The sequence below is a fragment of the Martelella sp. FOR1707 genome, from assembly GCF_053484265.1.
Map to the genome: position 1 here is coordinate 349,226 of NZ_JBAKFP010000001.1, position 17,484 is coordinate 366,709.

A 17,484-nucleotide genomic window follows, 5' to 3' on the forward strand; every position below is an offset into this window, starting at 1 on the left:
TGGTGTTTTTCATGTCCCGGCGTTTTCTGGCGATCGACGCGATGACGAGCAACCCGGCTATGGCCTATAGCATCGGGTTATGGAGGCTCGGTGAAGCTTTCTCATCTGGATGATAGCGGCACCCTGAGCCCCCTGGAAAATGTTACCTTTTTCGATACGCTCGGATTTGCTCCTCATTCCGATCGGGTAGAAACGGGCTTTCAACAGGAAAACTTCCTTTTCGGTAAGTTTTCCTTTCATTGCCGCCAAACTTCCTGTACGGTAAGTCCAATTCGGGTAGCGCCGCGTTTTATAATGGCCGGAAGCTGCTCCACTTGCGCTAAGCGATTTCGCCAGGTCAGCAATCTGCCTGCGAAATGCTCAAGGGAATGCACATGATAAAGTCGGCCAAGGATTTCGGAGAACTGGTCAGGGCGAAGCGCAAGGCGTGCGGCTGGACCCAGACGGAGCTCGCGCGGCGCGCCGGCACGGGCGAACGCTTCATCGTAGACCTTGAAGCCGGGAAGCCGAGCTGCCAGCTCGGAAAGGCTTTGACAGTCGCTCGCACGGTTGGTCTGGAACTCGGGGACCTGAAGGTCCGAGCGTCTTTTGATGAAGGGAATGACACAAGCCTCGACTTCCTGCCGACATTCGGGAACCGGCGATGATCCCGTTTTTCTACGAAAATCTGCCTGTTGGGCATCTCGTCACGAAAGAGCCATGGCGGTTCGCGTACGATCCCGCATGGGAGAGCAGGCGGTCCGCCTTCCCGATCTCGCTGACCATGCCGCTGCGGTCCGGTCCGATCGGTCCTGAAAGACTGCTGCCCTGGCTTGCAAACCTGCTGCCGGAAACGCACCTTGCCGAGATCGGCTTCCGGCTCAAGGTTTCACCGCAGGATATTGTCGGGATGTTGGCCCATATCGGCCGCGACACCGCCGGCGCTCTTTCGATCGGACAACCGCGACAAACGGGTCTGCAACTGCATCCCGTTGACGACGAGGCCGCGCTGGAGCGCATACTCGACGAACTGCCGTCAAAGCCGTTTCTTGTTGGCGAGCGTGGCGTGTCGATGTCGCTTGCGGGCGTGCAGGAAAAACTTCCTGTCTTCGTCGATAACGCGGGTAAGATCGCGATTCCTGTCAACGGCACCCCCTCCACCCACATCATCAAGCCGGACACGCAGCGTCTGGCGGGAAGCGTCGAAAACGAAGCCTTCTGCCTCGCGCTTGCGCGGACCTGCGGGCTGGAAGCGGCGCAGGCCATGATTGGCACGGCGGGCCGAAGGCGCTACCTGCTCGTCGAGCGCTATGATCGCTTCGAGGATAGGCAAGGTTCTATCCGCAGGCTCCACCAGGAAGATCTCTGTCAGCTGAATGGCCGATTTCCGGCGCAAAAATACCAGCGCTCCGCATCGGGTGGCGGGCTGTCCCTGCCAATGCTCTTCGGCGCGGTTGAGGCGCTCGTCTCGCCCGCGGAGCGGACCGCCCTTCTGGATGCCGTGATATTCAATGTCCTGATCTGCAACTCGGATTCCCATGCGAAGAACTATTCGGTCCTGATCGGCGCGAGCGGAACGGCCAGAATGGCGCCGCTTTATGATCTGATGTGCGCCGCGATCTACCCCCAGGTTGACCAGAGCCTTCCCCAGAGCATTGCAGGCAAGTTTCAGGCAACGGAACTGCATGCCAACGACTGGAAGACGCTTGCGGCCGACATCGAACTGAGCGGGGCGGCCACAGTTCGGCGGGTCGAAGAGCTGGCGGCACTGGTGCAAGCAGCCTGCGACGATGTGGCCGGTCAACTGCTGGAAGCGGCCGGAGATCCGTCGCGATCCCTGGCACGGATCGTTCACGAGATCAAAAAGCGCTGCCGTCGCATTGAGCGGCAGCTCAGCAACCAGCGCTCCTCAGGCTGAACGGCAAGACTTCACATGACGTTCAGAATGAAGTTCTTAGGCGATTTGTGACTTGATCGCGAAGACCACGGCGTGAACGCGCCTGTTGCCGTCCAGACATGATGCGAATGCGACCCTGCGAACAGCTCTGTCGCGGCCCGCATCGGGCCCGTCAGGCAGTGATCGCGCATCCGCGCGGAACATAGCCCCTCCCCTATCCATTTGAGAGGTGATGGCTCACGCGAGCGGGCCGTCATCGGATCGAAGGATAAGCCGCGCGATGCAGCAACTGGCCGACAATTTCTGGACTTTCCGCGGGGACTTCAAAGTTGCCGGCGTGATCAATCTCGGCACCCATATGTCGCTTCTGCGAAGGGCAAACGGCAAGTTCCTGCTTCTCGACAGCTATGACCTTGATGAAAGCGATCGTGACGCGCTGCTGTCGCTGACGGATGGCGGGCGCGCCATCGAGGCGGTTCTCAACGTCCACCCGTTCCACACGCTTCATTGCGCCGCCATCCACGCACTCCTGCCCCATGCCCGTCTTTTCGGTACGTGCCGCCACCACAAGCAGGCGCCGGATCTGCCCTGGGAAACGGGATTTGTCGAGGACGTCGCGACACAGGATGCGTTTGCCGAGGACCTTGCATTCTCGGTGCCTGAGGGCGTCGACTTTGTCTGCGACGACGACAGCGTCCATGTCGCCTCTGTTTTGGTGCGCCTCCGGGAGAGCGGCATCGTCCATGTCGACGACACGATCAATGTGCTGGCAGCGCCCGGTCTTCTCGGCAAGCTGCTGCCGCAATCGAAACTGAAGTTCCATCCGCAGCTTTCAAAAGCTTTGCAGAAGCGGCCCGGCGCCGCCGACGATTATGCGCGATGGGCGCGCGGCCTTGCCGAGGATTGGTCAGGCACCCCGATCGTCTGCGCCGCCCACTCCTCCATCCGCAAGCTGCCGAGGGGCGGCTGGCGCAGCGAGGTTCTCGACGCGCTCGCCGCCGCGGACAAGACGCTTTCGCAGCACCGATCCGCCCATGGCTGATGCGTTCGGCCCACAACGAAAAATGAACCACGAGGAAACCTCATCAAATGTCCAATTCCATTACGACCATCAATCCGCTGACCGAAGAAGAGCTCGAATCCTATCCGCAGATGTCGGACGAGGAAGCCTCTGCGGTCGTTGAAGCGAGCCACGCGGCGTTTCTCGAATGGCGCCTGAAGCCGCTCGAGGAGCGCGCAAAGGTGATCGCGGCGATCGCCGAGGAGATGCGCAAGTCGAAGGACGAATTCGCCAAGCTGATGACCGACGAGGTCGGCAAGCTGCTTAAGGACAGCCGTGAAGAGGTCGACCTCTGCGCGGCGATCTGCGATTACACCGCCAAGATCGGTCCGGACACGCTGGCAGACGACGAGCGCGAGGTTGAGAGCGGCAAGGGCATCGTCACCCATTCGCCGATCGGCGTGGTCTATGGCATCCAGCCGTGGAACTTTCCCGCCTATCAGGCGGTGCGCTATTCGATCGCGAGCCTGATGGCCGGCAACGGCGTGCTGCTGAAACATGCCTCGGCCTGCACCGGCAGCGGGCTGTTCCTGCGCGATCTCTACGAACGGGCCGGCCTGCCCAAGGGGCTGTTCGGCGTTCTGCTGATCTCGCACGACCAGTCGGACAGGATCATCGAGGACGAGCGCGTGCGCGGCGTGACGCTGACGGGCAGCGACAAGGCCGGGCGGGCCGTGGCCGGCAAGGCCGCCGAACTGGTCAAGAAGACCGTGCTGGAGCTCGGCTCCAACGACGCCTATCTGGTGCTCGACGACGCCGACCTGGATCTGGCGGTCAAGACCTGCGTTCAGGGCCGCATCTACAATAACGGCCAGACCTGCGTGAACGCCAAGCGCTTCATCGTGACCGAGAAGAATTACGATGCCTTCGTCAAGGCCTATGCCGAGGCCTTTGAGGGCATCAAGATGGGCGATCCTTCCGAGGACGACACCGAACTCGGCCCGATGGTGACAGAGGCGCAGCGTGACAAGCTGCATAAACAGGTCGAGGAAAGCATCGAGAAGGGCGCGCGGCTTGTGGCCGGCGGCAAGATCCCGGATCGCAAGGGCTGGTTCTATCCGGCAACGGTGCTTGCCGATGTCGCGCCCGGTCAGCCCGCCTACAAGGATGAAATGTTCGGCCCCGCCGCCTCCATCATCCGCGCGAAGGATGAGGAGGACGCGATGCGGATCGCCAACAGCAGCCGCTACGGTCTCGGCGGCGGCATCTTCAGCCGGGATGTCGAGCGCGCCCGCAAGCTGGCGGCGGATTATTTCGACACCGGCATGGTGTTCATCAACACGTTCGATGTCGCCTACCCGACCATGCCCTTCGGCGGCGTGAAGACCTCCGGCTATGGCCGCGAACACGGTCCGGAAGGGCTGAAGGAGTTCGTCAATATCAAGTCGATCCGGATCGGCTGATCGACCAGGACGCCGAAAAGGGCCGGAAATCCGGCCCTTTTCTTTGCGACGCACCCGTTTTTTTCTGGCTCGCTGTCAGAAGCTGAGACTTGCCTTGGCGGAGAACATGTGGCTCTCCAGGTTTTCCCGGAACTCGCCCTCATAGGCGGCTTCGAAGGTGAAGCGGTCATCGGCGAAGGCCGTCACCGAAAGCCGGCCGATGAAGGCATCGGCGCCGATATCCGCGCCCGCGACATCGAAATCGCTTCCGAAAATGCCGAGCGTCGAGGAGCGGCCGGTATCGCCGTAATCATGCCGCCAGCCGGCGCTGATCGCGGGCAGAAGCCGTACGCCATTATCGAAGCTGATATCCTTGGAAAGCGCGACCGCCAGCGTGGTCTGGGTTTCGTCGAAGGTCTCAGAGGGGATAGTGAGCGCGAAGCTGCTGCCGCTTTCCTGCATGCTGTCACGGTGAAACGCGCGGTAGCCGAGCGTTGCCGATGGGGTCAGCGTAAACGCGTCCATGTCGAGGTCCGAGAACGCCGCGGCCTCGATGAACCCGCCGGTGCCATGGCCGCTGGCGGACGCCGTGGCCGAATATGCGCCAAGCGCGGTGATCCGGCTGGTCGACAGGTCGCCGTAACCGAGGCCCGCCCGGCCGGCAAAGGTCATCATGCCAGCGTCGAAACTGCCGTAGAGCGCTGCCTGATAGGTGCCGACATCGCCAGAGCCGTTGGCGCTTGCCGAGACATCGGCATATTCATAGGAGGCTGCGACGCCGGCGACGCCCTGGCCGAACCGCCAGTCATAGCCGAAGACCCCGTTGCCGCCGGAGACATCGTAGCCCGAAAGGCCGTTTGCCGAACCGACGCTGGTCGAGAGCGAATTGCCGCTCGCCCAGAGCGTTCCCTCGCCGGCGGAGCGGTCGCCCGTTCCGGCAAGACCGTTCGTCAACTGCATCTGCCGTGTGCCGACTGCGTCCGCAAACCGGCCGACGGCGCGCACCGCGGTCGTTCCGATCTCGGCGTGCAACTGTCCGGTCATCGACGGAAGACCGGCCGCCAGCGCATCGAGATCGGCCGCATAGAGCGTGTTGTAGGCATCGTTAAAGGCGGCGTCCGGACGCACGCCCGCTGCCGGCCGCGCCATGTCGATCGCGTTGCCCAGCGCGGTCTCGTTTACCGTACCGGCAATACCGAGAGCTGCCAGATCGCCATAGCGTTCCGGCGTTGCCGCCAGTGACAGCGCGTTGTCGAAATAGAGCACATCGAAACGCGTGTTTGCCGCAAGGCCCGAAGCCGGCTGGGCGAGACTGTCGAAACTGCCGGCAACGGTGCCATCGGGCGCGGAAACGAAGGTGAAGAGCTCGCCCGGCTGGGGCGTGAAGCTGTTGGTCGCCGAGCCCGAAATGCCGCGCAGCTGCGGGGCAAGCGTGCCGCCCGCGGTGAACACGTTGCCGCTGCCGGCAAGGATCAGGCGGTCATAATTGCCGGCGCCGTTGCCCGTTCCGGTTCCGTCGACCTCGATCGTCGCTACGGCCGAGGAATTGAGCGTGACATCGCCGTAGACGGTCAGCGTTCCGGGCGAATTGCCCGGCGCGAGCTCACCGGATACATCGATATCGCCCCTCACGACGCCGACACCGCCAAGCGTGCCCTTGCTGCCGACCGTCAGAACCGGCGTTGCCAGCGCGCCATCCACCGACAGCAACCCGCCGGTGACCGAACTGCCCTTTTTGAAGGCCGCGGCGCTGGCGATCTCGAGCGTGCCGCTGCCCTGCTTTTCCAGGCTGCCGTCGCTTTCGAAGGAGACAAGCCAGGTCCTGTCGCCATTGTCTGCGCCAACAGTGTAGACGCCGTCCCCGCTCATGCCGACCGGGCCGACGGAAAGCGCGCGGTCAAGCCGGAGCAGGCCATGGCCGAAGACCGCATCGACGCCTTCGGCGCCAAGATCCTCGGCGGTCATGAACAGGATGTCGACGATCTTCGCCGGCGAAAAGGTCGGGTAGGCTTCCGTCAGTACGGCCACGGCGCCCGAGACATTCGGCGCGGCCATCGAGGTTCCGCTGTAGTCGTCATATCCGCCCATATCCTCGGGAACCGTGGAATAGATGCCGCTGTCGACGTCATTGGCCTGCCCGCCGCCGGGTGCGGCGATACACCATTCCATGGCGACGCCGCAGTGGCTGGAATAGTCGGCTATATGGTTATAGGCATCGAGCGCCACGACGACGACGATGCGGCCGCGCTCGATCCCGTCGGCCTTCTCGGCCGCGGCCAGCGCCTCGGCGGTCGTGAAGCTCAGATCAAGTCCGAGGCCATGATCATCATAGATCAATGCGCCTGCCGAATTGGTCGCGCCCTCGTTTTTCGGCTGAATGAAGGGGAGAAGACCGCCGCCTGACGGATTTTCCGCGTAGACAGGGGCTCTGAGCATCTCATTGCCGGCTGCCACGACAAGGATCTGACCGGCATCCATATTGGCCCTCATAGCCCTGGCTTCGGCCATCAACGCTTCCGGATCCTCGATGTCCCAGTTCAGCTCGCCAGGATCGGACCGGGGACCGTAGCTCATATTGATGGCGGCGATGTCGTCAAACTGGGCAAGGTAGCGGGTGGAATCGATGACAGACCCCTGCATGTTCCCGGATAGGGGATCGCATTCATCGTAGAGCACGCTCGGACCGCAGCTTTCAAGTTCGTCGAAGCTGAAGTCCTCGTAAACGCCGCCGCCGAGATCGACCGTCACTGTGCCGTTGCCATTGGGGATGGCCTTGACGGCCAAAATCCTCGCATCCGGCGCGACGCCTTCCATGCCGAACCCGTTATGACCGGCCGCGATAATGCCCGCGACATGCGTGCCATGGCCGTTGACGTCGTAGGAATCCGTCCAGCCCTGCTCAAACGCGGCTTCGAATTCCTCAAGCGTAATGGTCGCGCCCTCAATTTCCCTGTCGACCCAGTGAAGATAAGTCTTCGACCGATCATCGACGCGGCCTTCAAATTCAGGATGCATCGTGCCGTCGGGGCGCACGTCCAGGCCGGTATCGATCACGCCGACAACGACATCCTTTCCGGTATAGCCGAGCTCGCGCGCCGTCCGGGCATGGATGGCATCGAGCGAATAGTTGCGCTGGAACTCGCTGAGCGCGCTTTTGGGAATGTCCGGATTGCCGCCAGGATAAGGCTGAGCCCGCTCCCCCGGCGCAGACGTCAGCGACTGCGACGGATAGACGTCGGCCAGATGGCGTCCGCTATCGACTGCGCGCGCGATGTTCTGCGCCAGCTCCGGGCGCAGGCCGATAGCCGTTGCCTTGATCTGGTCGGCGCGAGCCGGCGTCAGCCGGGTGTTTTCAACAATGCTGGCAAGGAAGGAGGTCGTGCCGTAACCGGCGGCCTGACCGAGCGCATCCTCGATGGCCGATTCAGAGAACCACGATTGCGTGGCTGCCGGGACGCCGGCCTCCGCGGCCTGGGCCGGGCTGAATGCAGGCGCTATCAGCGCCGAGGCCATGAGAAGAGCAAGCGTGCGGCAGCGCAGAACCCTGCGGCCGCGAGCGTGTGAAGCAGTATCAGGAAACATTGTTGACCCCCTGTTTTTCCCGAACCCTCGCCCTGGAAAGGCGGAATCCGATTAGCCTTGCGCAAACAAGCGCAGTTCCCCGAAGCCTGGCCACCCCTGTCGCCAGCCCCGGGCGCGATCTCTTATTCGGGAAGAGGCGGCAGCCGCTGCCCGATCTGATCTTTTTTGACTAAAGGAAGGCAGATTTTCTGTATCGCCCGCACGTACCCAATAATGTGCAGAACGTACCGAAATGGATTGCGCGGAACGGGAGTACGGTTCGCGTCAGACGCCTGCAAACCATGCAGACCAGGTATATCGTGTCGGGGCGCTGGCAGCAGCGGGCATCGCGGCTCCGTGGCGTTGCCGCCTGGCCTCGCCCGGCGTCATGTCGTAGCGGCGGCGGAAGGCGCGAATAAAGGCGCTTTCGGACTGGAACCCGACGGAGGCGGCGATGACATTGTTGTTGAGCGGCAGCGCTCGCGGATCGGTGAGCTTTTGATGGGCTGCGGCGAGCCGGCGCTCGCGCACGAAGGCCGCGACGCCGCCATAGGGTTCAAAATGACGATAGAGCCGCGTCCGCGAGATTCCGAAGCGGGCGGCGATATCCTCAACCGTCAGGTTTTCGCTCTCGAGATTGGCGTCGATATGCCGGCGCACCTCCTGAAGCACGCTCTGGCGCAACAGGGCTTTCTGTTCGCCCGAAAGGTCGCAATCGTTATTGATGACGGCGGCAAGAAATTGAACCAGGGTCGAAAAGACGCGCGGACCGTCTTCGGCCCGGATCTGGGGGGCCATGCGATAGACGTCCATAACATGTGTATGGAACAGACGGGCAAGCGGCGTGTCGCGGCGGACGCGACGGTAATGCAGCCCGTCCGGCTCACGCAGCAGCGGAGCAAGCTGGTCGCGCGGAACGGCAAGCGCCATGAGGTCGAAGTCCTCATTGACGGTATCGAGCGGCTCGGTGTTGTCGAAGATACAGACGTCGCCGGCATCGAGGATGACATCGCCCCGAGGGGTGCGCGCATGACACCGCCCCTTGCGGAAGATCTGGATCATGTAGTTGTCAACGCCGTCGCGGCCGATCTGCGCCCGGCTGCGCGAGAAGGCCTGCTGCACGCTCGCACAGCGCCCCAGCGTGCCAGCGCCGAGCAGGAAACCATTCACTTCGGCCCGGAAAGGTCTCTCCTCGGCGCTCTCCAATGTGGGCAGGTAGAGCTGGCTCATGGCGTCGCGCCACTCTTTATAGTCGGTACTCGAGAAGACGTCGTTCGGGACGACGTCCTCTCCGGTCGGCTTGGCTGTGGTCTCTTCCGGCAATTTGCGTCTCCCCAAGGCGGCAGTCTTCCCGCCGCTTGCTCCTTTCCAGTCAACCTGACGAAGGGCCCGCCCCCGCGCGCTACCTTAAATGATCGTCAGCTAAAATACTGTAATGCATTCTGCCCGTCTCCTCAAATCGGGCTGGTTTCCGCCGGTTTTTTGAGGACCGCAGGCGCTATCGCGACGCCAGCATCATCTCGGCGGCCTTCTCCGCGATCATCGTCACCGGCGCGTGGGTGTTGCCGGACGGGATCGTGGGCATGATCGAGGCATCGGCGATGCGCAGATTGGCGAGGCCGCGCAGTTTCAGCGCCGGATCGACCACGCTTGCGGGGTCGCTGCCCATGCGGGCCGTGCCGACGGGGTGGAAGATGGTGGTGCCGAGCCTGCCCGCCGCTTCCAGCAGATCCTCGTCCGACTGCACATCCGGACCGGGCTTGATCTCGCGCGGGTTGAGGCCGACCAGACCGGCGGCGGCCATCAGCCGCCGGGCGTGGCGGAGACTATCGACGGCGACGATCTGATCAGCGCGCGTGGAGAGATAGCAGGGCCGGATTTCGGGCGGGCGATCCGGCGCGGGGGCGGTGATGTGGATCGTGCCCCTGCTTTCCGGCCGAAGATTGCAGACGGAGACCGTGACCCCCGGCTCCCTGTCGAGCGGTTGACCAAAGGCTTCCAGCGAAAGCGGCTGGATATGGTATTCGAGATTGGCCCGCTCATGGTCGGGCGAAGACCGGGTGAAGATACCAAGCTGGCTCGGCGCCATCGACATCGGCCCGGTGCGGCGAAAGGCATATTCGAGGGCGATGCCGGCCTTGCCCGCAAGTGTCGCGAGCCGGTCGTTCAGGGTCAACGCGCCGGTGATGCGATAGACCGTCCGGATTTGCAGGTGGTCCTGAAGATTCTCGCCGACCGCTGGAATATCAAGCGCGACCGGAAGACCGAGAGACTGCAGCAGGCCGCCATCGCCGATGCCGGAGAGCTCCAGAAGCTGCGGGGTGTTCACGGCGCCGGCGGAAAGCACGATCTCGCCCCGGCAGACGGCTCGTTTGAGCCGACCGTTCTGGCGGTAGATCACCGCCTCCGCGCGCCCTTGCGACAGGGCGATGCGCTCGACATGGGCCTTGGTCTCGATGCGCAGATTACGGCGTGATCTGGCGGGGTTCAGGAACGCCTTGCGGGCGTTCCAGCGCAACCCGCCGCGCTGGTTGACCGGAAAGTAGCCGACGCCCTCATTGTCGCCATCGTTGAAGTCGTCGGTGGCGGGAATGCCGATCTCCTCGGCCGCAGCCGCCAGCGCATCGAGCACGGGCCAATGCAGGCGCTGTTGGCAGACGTCCAGCTCGCCGCCCTTGCCGTGGACGGCGCTTTCCGGGCCATAGTGATTTTCGGACTTGCGGAACAGCGGCAGCACATCGTCCCAACCCCAGCCGGTGCAGCCGGCCTGCCGCCACTGGTCGTAATCGGTCGCCTGTCCGCGCATGTAGATCATGCCGTTGATCGAGGAGCAACCGCCCAGCACCTTGCCGCGCGGATAGGCGAGCGCGCGGCCATTCAGTCCCGCCTCCGGCTCCGTGCGATAACACCAGTCGAGCCGGGGATTGCCCATGGCATAGAGATAGCCGACCGGGATGTGGACCCAATGATGATTGTCGTGCCCGCCCGCCTCCAGCAGCAGCACGCGGTTGGCCGGGTTGGCGCTGAGCCGGTTGGCCAGCACGCAGCCGGCAGACCCCGCGCCGCCGACGATATAATCGAATGCGCCTTCGTCGACGATATCCGTTTCAACCATGCTCATCACTCCAGGCATGCCCGCGGCCATTGCCTTTGGGGCCGATGCCTCTGGAGCGGCTCCGCGTTTCATCGAACGCAAACCCGCTCCAGCACTATGCTTTATCATCTTGACGGACGACAGAAGATTCCGCCGACCAAGAGACGCCCTAAAGCGCCTCCATCGTGCCGCCGGTCGGGATTTCGGGGGCCGCGCCGTTTTCGACGATCACCAGATCATAGCCGCCGTCATCCTCGATCCGCCACTGGCCGCCGGTGAGCGGCGTCTTGCAGACGTTTTTCGCCGCAAACGGCGGCACGCCCTTGCCGTTCCAGGCGATCGGGCCGACCACGCATTCCATGTCGGTGGCGGCGATCGCCGCGGCGACGACCTCTCCGTCGGTGGGGTCTTCGGCGCGTCCCATGACATCGGCGGCGACCTCGAACAGCGAATGCACGAAGCCGATCGGCTGTGTCCACGGACGGCCGGTCTTGGCCGTGAAGTCCGCGGCAAGCTCGGCCGAGCTCTGCCCGGTCACCGAGGACGAGAACGGATGGTTCGGCGTCCACCACACTTCCGACGACAGGTTGTTGCCGGCCTCCCCGAGCGCTTCGACCGATTGCGGGAACAGCAGCGCCTTGGCGACCGTGACGGCCTTTGGCTGCATGCCCTGCTGGCGAAGCTGGTTCCAGAAGGTGGTGAAATCCGGCGGAATGAGAACGCCGGTGATGATATCGGTGCTGGCCGCCTTGAACGCGTTGATCTGGGCCGAGAAATCATCCGACAGGTTCTGGAAGCTGCCGGGATTGGTCAGTTCATAACCGCGTTCGGCAAGGCCCGGCTTCAGGCCGGTTTCGGGATCGCCCCAGGCATTGCCGTCGGCATCGTTGGGGAACAGGCCGCCGACGGATTTGTTGGTCTGAAGCTGATCCCACATGGCGGTGTAGACCGCGATGATATCCTCCATGCCCCAGAAATAGTGGAACGCAAACTCAAACGGCTGCCAGCTTGCCGGATCGCGCGGATTGGCCTGCTGACCGATAAACCAGGGCTGCCACGGCGCGACCGTCGAAAGCACCGGAATGCCCTCGGATTCGCACACACCTGAAACCGGATTGGTGGTTTCGGGCGTCGAAGCGACCAGCATTAGATTGACCTCGTCGCTCAGGATCAGTTCCTTTGCAACATCGGCGGCACGGTTGGGGTTCGACTGGCTGTCCTTGACAATAACCTCGAAATTCTTGCCGACCGACGAAGCGAGAAAGGCCTCGATATTGTAATTGTCGCTCTCGGCAAAGCCGGCCAGCGGCCCGGTCTGCGGCGAGACATAGCCGAGCTTGATTTTCTTGCCCTGGGCAATCGCGGGCGCGGCGAGGCCGGGTGCTGCAAGCATCAGCCCCGTGGCGGCGGTGGAACGCAGGAACTTACGTCTGTTGATCATTTTTCCTCTCCCTTTTTTGTAACGATCCCTCTGCCCGACCGCTGCCATTCGCATCGCGAACGCCTCCGCAGCGGCGGCTCGGGACAATGCAGCTAGCGGGCCGCCCCCATGCCAGGAGCCGTTCCGGCAGCCAGATCCTGCAACAGGTTTTGCAGCATGGCCACTTCCGCGTCCGAGACTTCATGGCCGCGACCGGGAAACGTATCCGCGCGCAACCGGCCCCGGCCCGCGCCAATCTCTCCTGCGGCTTCGGCAAAGGCGGTGACCGGGATCCACGGATCGGCATCCGAGCCCGTCAGATAGACGGGCAGTTCGGCGGCCAGACGGCGCGGCCGGTCATCCGTCGTAACGCCCACGCGGCAGCCGGTGAAGGCTGCGAGCGCATCCGGGGCGGCAAGCCCCGCAAAGGCGTATTCCAGCGCGAGACAGGCCCCTTGCGAAAATCCGGCAAGCAGCAATGGCAGTTCGCCAAACGCGGCGCGCGCCGTCGCGACATCGCCGGCAAGCTGATCCAGCGCCGCCTGGAGCGCGGCGCGCGTTCCGGCGGTCAGGGGGGCGATGGCCCGGGCATCATACCACGAGCCGGTTGCGGCCCGCGGCAGAACGAAAGCGACATCCGGCGCATCAAGGCGGGCCAGAACATGAGACTGCATCTCCTCGGGCGACTGCCCGCGGCCATGCACAAACACGCAGATCGCTCTGGCCTGTTTTTCCGCCGCAAGATGAAGCGCGCTTGATGACATCAGGCGAACTCTGCCTCTTCCAGCCCGGCGCGCAGCTCTTCTTCCCGATCCTTGAACCACGGCGGGAACACCAGCGTCTTGCCGATCTGGCCCGGAGGCTCGTCGCGGGCCCAGCCTTCCGGCGTGGTCCAGGCCAGTTCGAACAGCGCGCCGCCCGGCGAGCGGACATAGCAGGACTTGAAGTAGTTGCGGTCCTTCTGCTCGGAAATGTCGGTGAAGCCGAGACCCTCGATATGGGCGCGCAGCTTCATCTGGTTTTCTTCATCGCCGGTGTTCAGCGCCAGATGATGGATCGTGCCGCCCGACAGCGTCCAGGTGCCCTGCGGGCTTTCCCGGTCGGTGATCACCTCGACGCGCTGAATGATGCCATCTGCGTCCGGGACCCGGTAAACGGTGCCCTCATCGGAATCGGCTTCCTTGGTCAGGGGCAGAGCGATGGTCATGAAATCTTCCATTGCAGTGCGATCGAAGCAGGCGACCAGCGCGCCGTAAATGCCCTTGATGCCGTGCTCGGCGCTCACGCCCTGCGCCTCGTTGACGATTGGCGCGCGGTTGTCGCTGTCGCTTTCCACCAGCTCATGCGGAATGCCGCAGGGATGGGCGAAGACGACGCGATCGGCGCCGAAACGGGTGATCTTCTCGGCCTTGATGCCGCGCTCGTTCAGCCGGTCCACCCAGAAGTTTGCGGCCCCCTTGGGGATCGCCTGCATGATGGTGCGCGACTGGTTCGTGCCGCGCCGGCCATAGACGCCGGGCTTGCGGAACGGGAAGGTGGTGATGATGGTCGAGGCATCGCCATTCGGCGATCCGTAATAGAGGTGATAGACCGGGATCACGCCGTCAAACAGCACCGTGCGCTTGACCGAGTGAAGCCCCAGGGTCTTGGTGTAGAAGTCGAAATCCTCCTGAGCGCCATCCGTCGAAAGCGTCAGATGATGATAGCCGCTGATTTGTGCCAAGGTACAATCCTCCCAAAATGCAGTCTGTCTGTGCGGCGCCGCATGAACCCGCGGCGCCATTTTCTCATAAACAAAAGCTTACAAAGCCGTTGCGGCAGCAGCCAATCGCAAACATGGATGCGCCCGCAAAGTCGTCATCGCTCTGGAAATAGCGGGGTCGCAACGCCTCATCCGGGTGCGACAGCGCCATGCCAAAACAGCGAAAGAACTGAAGCATCATCTCCCGGCGGTTTCACGTCGGGCGAAGCGTGCTCAATTCGGTCGCGTCATCGGCATGTCCTCCAAACCGATCCTCCTCAAAATCAGACTAACCCAAGGCGGAAGCGCCGGTTATGCGATGTTCGAAAGCTTGCATCGCATTTTGTTATGAAGTCTCGCCGGCCTTGACCGGCGTTGCCTCGTATGGAAACCGACCGTTTTCCGCCTCGGGTTTTCGCCTTTTCTACCGGGCCAGAATGCGTTTCAGGGCCCGGTGCAGCTCTGCCTCCGGATCGTCGACGGGCGAGGACACGCGCCAGCAGACGTGGTGATCCGGGCGAACCAGCAGGCAGCCGCTGTCGCAGATTTCCGCCAGCCTTGCCCATTCGCCGCTATGGTCGACATATTCCTGGCGCGGACCGATGACATGGGTCACGATCTCGATGCCGAGCGCATCCCCGACCCTGGCGGCCGCCTCGACCCAGGCCTCGCCGCCCAGCCCGGTCAAAATGGTGAACCGGCCATGGCCGCACAGATCGAGCGTCGAGACTTCGGCCCCGTTGTCGTGGCGGTAGAGCCAGGCATGGGGCAGTCGCGCCCCCGGCCATGTCGTCGGCTGATAGTGAAGGTCGGCGTCGAGCTGGAAGGCCGGCTCGATCTGACCGTCCGTCACCACCGCGTCGGAGCTGTAGCGCTGGTTCATCTCGACCCCGTGGGCGTCGAACTCGTATTTCTTGAAGGCGATCGCCTTGCGGATCGCCTCGCGCTGCGCCTCGGCCTCCGGCGTGCCGTTGGTGCGCGCTTCGAGGTTCTTCTGCATCTGCTCCGGGTTCACCCCTTCGGCCATGCCGAGAGCCGCGAAGATCGGGCCGGTTTCGGCAATCGACTGGTTCGCGCGGGTGACGATCTGCTTGGCGACGGGCGCGCGCTCGGCATCATAGCTGTCGAGCAGATGCTCGCCGGCCTGTCCCTTCAGCACCATGGCCAGTTTCCAGGCGAGGTTGAAGGCATCCTGGATGGAGGTGTTGGAGCCCAGACCGTTCGACGGCGGATGGCGGTGGATGGCATCGCCCATGCAGAACACCCGGCCATTGGATGTTTTCGTGGCGTAGAAATTGTTCACCGTCCAGGTATTCGCCGACAGCAGCTCGATCTCGAGGTCCGGATCGCCGATCAATTGCCGGGCGACGCCGGTGGCGAATTTCGGGGTCACGACAGGCTCGGGCTCGTTGATGTCGTAGCCCCAGACGATCAGCCATTCGTTCCACGGCCGCACCATGCGCACCAGCCCCATGCCGATGCCGCCGACATCCGCACCCGGCTGCATCACCCAGTAGAGCACGGAGGGGCGGTGGGCGACGTATTTGGACAGGTCCGCCTTGAACAGGATGTTCATCGATCCGCCGACGCCCATCTTGCCCTCGAAGGGCAGATTTTCATGCTCCGCCACCAGCGACTTGCCGCCATCCGCGCCGATCAGATATTTCGAGCGGATCGTGAATTCCTTCTGCGTCAGCCGGTCCAGACAGGTGGTGGTCACGCCGTCCTCGTCCTGCTGGTGGCGTAGATATTCGGTCGACATCCGCGCCTGGGTGCCGCGCGAGCAGGCGGTCTTGAACAGCAGCGGCTCCATGAAGGTCTGCGGCAGGTCGTTCATCTTCGTCGGCGACGACATCAGATGCTCGGCCTTGGAGAGCGGATGGTTGCCCCAGGCCTTCATCCGGCCGATTTCCTCGCCGGCAAGGCTTTCGCAGAAGATGTTCTCGCCCATCAGCTGCTGATGGGTGGCGAACAGATAGGCTTCGTCCTCGACCTCGCGGCCGAGGTCGCGCAGCACCTCCATGGCGCGCTGATTGGTGATGTGCGCGCGCGGCGTATTGGCAAGCCAGCGATAGCGGTTGATCGCCATGTTCTCAATGCCGTAGCTCGAAAGCAATGCGGCCGTCGCCGAACCCGCGGGCCCGGTGCCAATGATCAATACGTCGGTTGTGATGTCTGGCATAAATTCTCCTCCCAGGAACACTATAGTGCGGGCGCTATCGCCCTAAATCAAAAGGCCGGCATGTCTCCGCTCCACGCCGCCTGCAGCAGCGTCCGGATCGCATCCCGTTCAATCGGGCGCGGGTTCCAGTAGGGATTGGCGACGGCAAGGTCGGCCGCCTTGTCGAGATCGGCCTCGCTCACGCCAAGATCGCTGAGCGCCAGCGGCGCGCCGATCTCCTTGGCAAACTGGTAAAGTCCCCTGCCCGGATTGTCGTCGCCGAAGAGCTCGGCGACCGGCGCCAGCAACTCCGGAACCGCCGCGGCATTATAGGCCAGGGCATGCGGCAGGATGATCGCGTGGGTCTCGGCATGCGGCAGGTTGAAGCTTCCGCCCAGCGTGTGGCAGAGCTTGTGATGCAGCGCCATGCCGACCTGGCCCAGAACCGTGCCGCAAAGCCATGCGCCGTAGAGCGTCTCGCCGCGCGTCGCCACGTCTTCGGGCGACGCCAGAACGCGCGGCAGGCTGTCGCGGAACGCGCGCAACCCCTCGACGGCCATCAGCGAGGAAATCGGCGAGCGGTCGCGGGCATAAAGCCCCTCGGCGGCATGCGCCATCGCGTTGAGCGCCGAGGTTACCGTCATTCCGACCGGCAGGGTCGCGACCAGCTCCGCATCGTAGAGGATGGTGCCGGGTTGCACTTTTGGAGTGGTCTGGGTGGTTTTCACGCCATTTTCGGTCTGGCCGAGAATAGGGGTCGCCTCCGACCCGGCATAGGTGGTGGGCACGGCGATCTGGGGAAGGCCGGTCCTGAGCGCGATGGCCTTGCCCAGCCCGGTCGTGGAGCCGCCGCCAACGGCAACCAGCACGTCCGCACCCAGTTCTTCGGCGTGTCGGACGGCCTCTTCCGAGACGTCGACCGGCGTGTGCATCGTCGCATTGGTATAGGTGCCGGCGGCGCGCGCTCCGCAGTACCCGGCAAACTCTTCGGCCAGCTCAGCCTGTTGCGGCGTGGTCAGGATCAACGCACGCTCGGCGCCGAGCGTTTCCAGTTCCTCTGCGATGTTCTTACGCACTCCGGCGCCGAAACGAACCCGGACGGCAGCACTGCGTGCGGTGAATTCCTCGCGAAAAAAAGACAAGAGACTCCCCCTCATATTGGTCTGAAAATCACGTTACCCCATTCAAA

At 63.3% G+C, this 17,484-nt stretch carries 12 protein-coding genes; 4 read left to right on the forward strand and 8 right to left on the reverse strand.

The genetic code is table 11. The features are described from left to right. Positions 1-374: 374 nt before the first annotated feature. The 4 genes from V6765_RS01560 to V6765_RS01575 all read left to right on the forward strand — a co-directional run bounded on the left by V6765_RS01560 (position 375) and on the right by V6765_RS01575 (position 4,339). Positions 375-647 (forward strand): helix-turn-helix transcriptional regulator, encoded by a 273-nt coding sequence (locus tag V6765_RS01560; RefSeq protein ID WP_448425877.1) that lies wholly within the window; start codon positions 375-377, stop codon positions 645-647. Beyond that, positions 644-1,897 carry a HipA domain-containing protein gene (locus tag V6765_RS01565; protein WP_448425878.1) on the forward strand — a complete coding sequence of 418 codons (1,254 nt, stop codon included), beginning with the start codon at positions 644-646 and terminating at the stop codon, positions 1,895-1,897. The genes V6765_RS01560 and V6765_RS01565 overlap by 4 nt, the downstream gene beginning before the upstream one ends. Before the next feature lie 259 nt (positions 1,898-2,156). Beyond that, on the forward strand, positions 2,157-2,918 hold the full coding sequence (locus V6765_RS01570; protein WP_448425879.1) for a hypothetical protein: 762 nt from the start codon (positions 2,157-2,159) through the stop codon (positions 2,916-2,918). A gap of 47 nt (positions 2,919-2,965) precedes the next feature. After that, a complete protein-coding gene (locus V6765_RS01575) occupies positions 2,966-4,339 on the forward strand; it encodes an NAD-dependent succinate-semialdehyde dehydrogenase (protein ID WP_448425880.1) in 1,374 nt (457 codons plus the stop codon). 75 nt (positions 4,340-4,414) lie between these two features. Here the strand turns inward: V6765_RS01575 and V6765_RS01580 are convergent, their stop codons facing one another. The 8 genes from V6765_RS01580 to V6765_RS01615 all read right to left on the reverse strand — a co-directional run bounded on the left by V6765_RS01580 (position 4,415) and on the right by V6765_RS01615 (position 17,437). Further along, positions 4,415-7,900, reverse strand: coding sequence for a S8 family serine peptidase (locus V6765_RS01580; protein ID WP_448425881.1), 3,486 nt, complete (start codon positions 7,898-7,900; stop codon positions 4,415-4,417). A 264-nt stretch (positions 7,901-8,164) separates the two neighbouring features. Continuing rightward, the gene (locus V6765_RS01585; protein ID WP_448425882.1) at positions 8,165-9,202 is read right to left on the reverse strand and encodes a helix-turn-helix domain-containing protein; all 1,038 of its coding nucleotides are present in this window, start codon (positions 9,200-9,202) and stop codon (positions 8,165-8,167) included. A 175-nt stretch (positions 9,203-9,377) separates the two neighbouring features. After that, on the reverse strand, positions 9,378-10,994 hold the full coding sequence (locus tag V6765_RS01590; RefSeq protein WP_448425884.1) for a GMC family oxidoreductase: 1,617 nt from the start codon (positions 10,992-10,994) through the stop codon (positions 9,378-9,380). Between the two features lie 148 nt (positions 10,995-11,142). Further along, a complete protein-coding gene (locus tag V6765_RS01595) occupies positions 11,143-12,414 on the reverse strand; it encodes an ABC transporter substrate-binding protein (RefSeq protein WP_448425886.1) in 1,272 nt (423 codons plus the stop codon). A 92-nt stretch (positions 12,415-12,506) separates the two neighbouring features. Then, positions 12,507-13,157, reverse strand: a complete 651-nt coding sequence (locus V6765_RS01600; RefSeq protein ID WP_448425887.1) for an alpha/beta hydrolase — start codon at positions 13,155-13,157, stop codon at positions 12,507-12,509. Next, positions 13,157-14,116 (reverse strand): VOC family protein, encoded by a 960-nt coding sequence (locus tag V6765_RS01605; protein ID WP_448425888.1) that lies wholly within the window; start codon positions 14,114-14,116, stop codon positions 13,157-13,159. Before V6765_RS01605 ends, V6765_RS01600 begins: the two co-directional genes overlap by 1 nt. A gap of 442 nt (positions 14,117-14,558) precedes the next feature. Then, positions 14,559-16,316, reverse strand: coding sequence for an FAD-dependent oxidoreductase (locus V6765_RS01610; protein WP_448425890.1), 1,758 nt, complete (start codon positions 16,314-16,316; stop codon positions 14,559-14,561). Positions 16,317-16,363: 47 nt separating this feature from the next. After that, on the reverse strand, positions 16,364-17,437 hold the full coding sequence (locus V6765_RS01615) for a maleylacetate reductase (RefSeq protein WP_448425892.1): 1,074 nt from the start codon (positions 17,435-17,437) through the stop codon (positions 16,364-16,366). Positions 17,438-17,484 lie beyond the last annotated feature (47 nt).

Excerpts from the sequence above, each read along its gene's own strand:
- V6765_RS01595 (WP_448425886.1), bottom strand. The coding sequence starts at position 12,414 with ATGATCAACAGACGTAAGTTCCTGCGTTCCACCGCCGCCACGGGGCTG.
- V6765_RS01610 (WP_448425890.1), bottom strand. The coding sequence starts at position 16,316 with ATGCCAGACATCACAACCGACGTATTGATCATTGGCACCGGGCCCGCG.
- V6765_RS01575 (WP_448425880.1), top strand. The coding sequence starts at position 2,966 with ATGTCCAATTCCATTACGACCATCAATCCGCTGACCGAAGAAGAGCTC.
- V6765_RS01580 (WP_448425881.1), bottom strand. The coding sequence starts at position 7,900 with ATGTTTCCTGATACTGCTTCACACGCTCGCGGCCGCAGGGTTCTGCGC.
- V6765_RS01565 (WP_448425878.1), top strand. The coding sequence starts at position 644 with ATGATCCCGTTTTTCTACGAAAATCTGCCTGTTGGGCATCTCGTCACG.
- V6765_RS01570 (WP_448425879.1), top strand. The coding sequence starts at position 2,157 with ATGCAGCAACTGGCCGACAATTTCTGGACTTTCCGCGGGGACTTCAAA.
- V6765_RS01560 (WP_448425877.1), top strand. The coding sequence starts at position 375 with ATGATAAAGTCGGCCAAGGATTTCGGAGAACTGGTCAGGGCGAAGCGC.
- V6765_RS01590 (WP_448425884.1), bottom strand. The coding sequence starts at position 10,994 with ATGGTTGAAACGGATATCGTCGACGAAGGCGCATTCGATTATATCGTC.
- V6765_RS01600 (WP_448425887.1), bottom strand. The coding sequence starts at position 13,157 with ATGTCATCAAGCGCGCTTCATCTTGCGGCGGAAAAACAGGCCAGAGCG.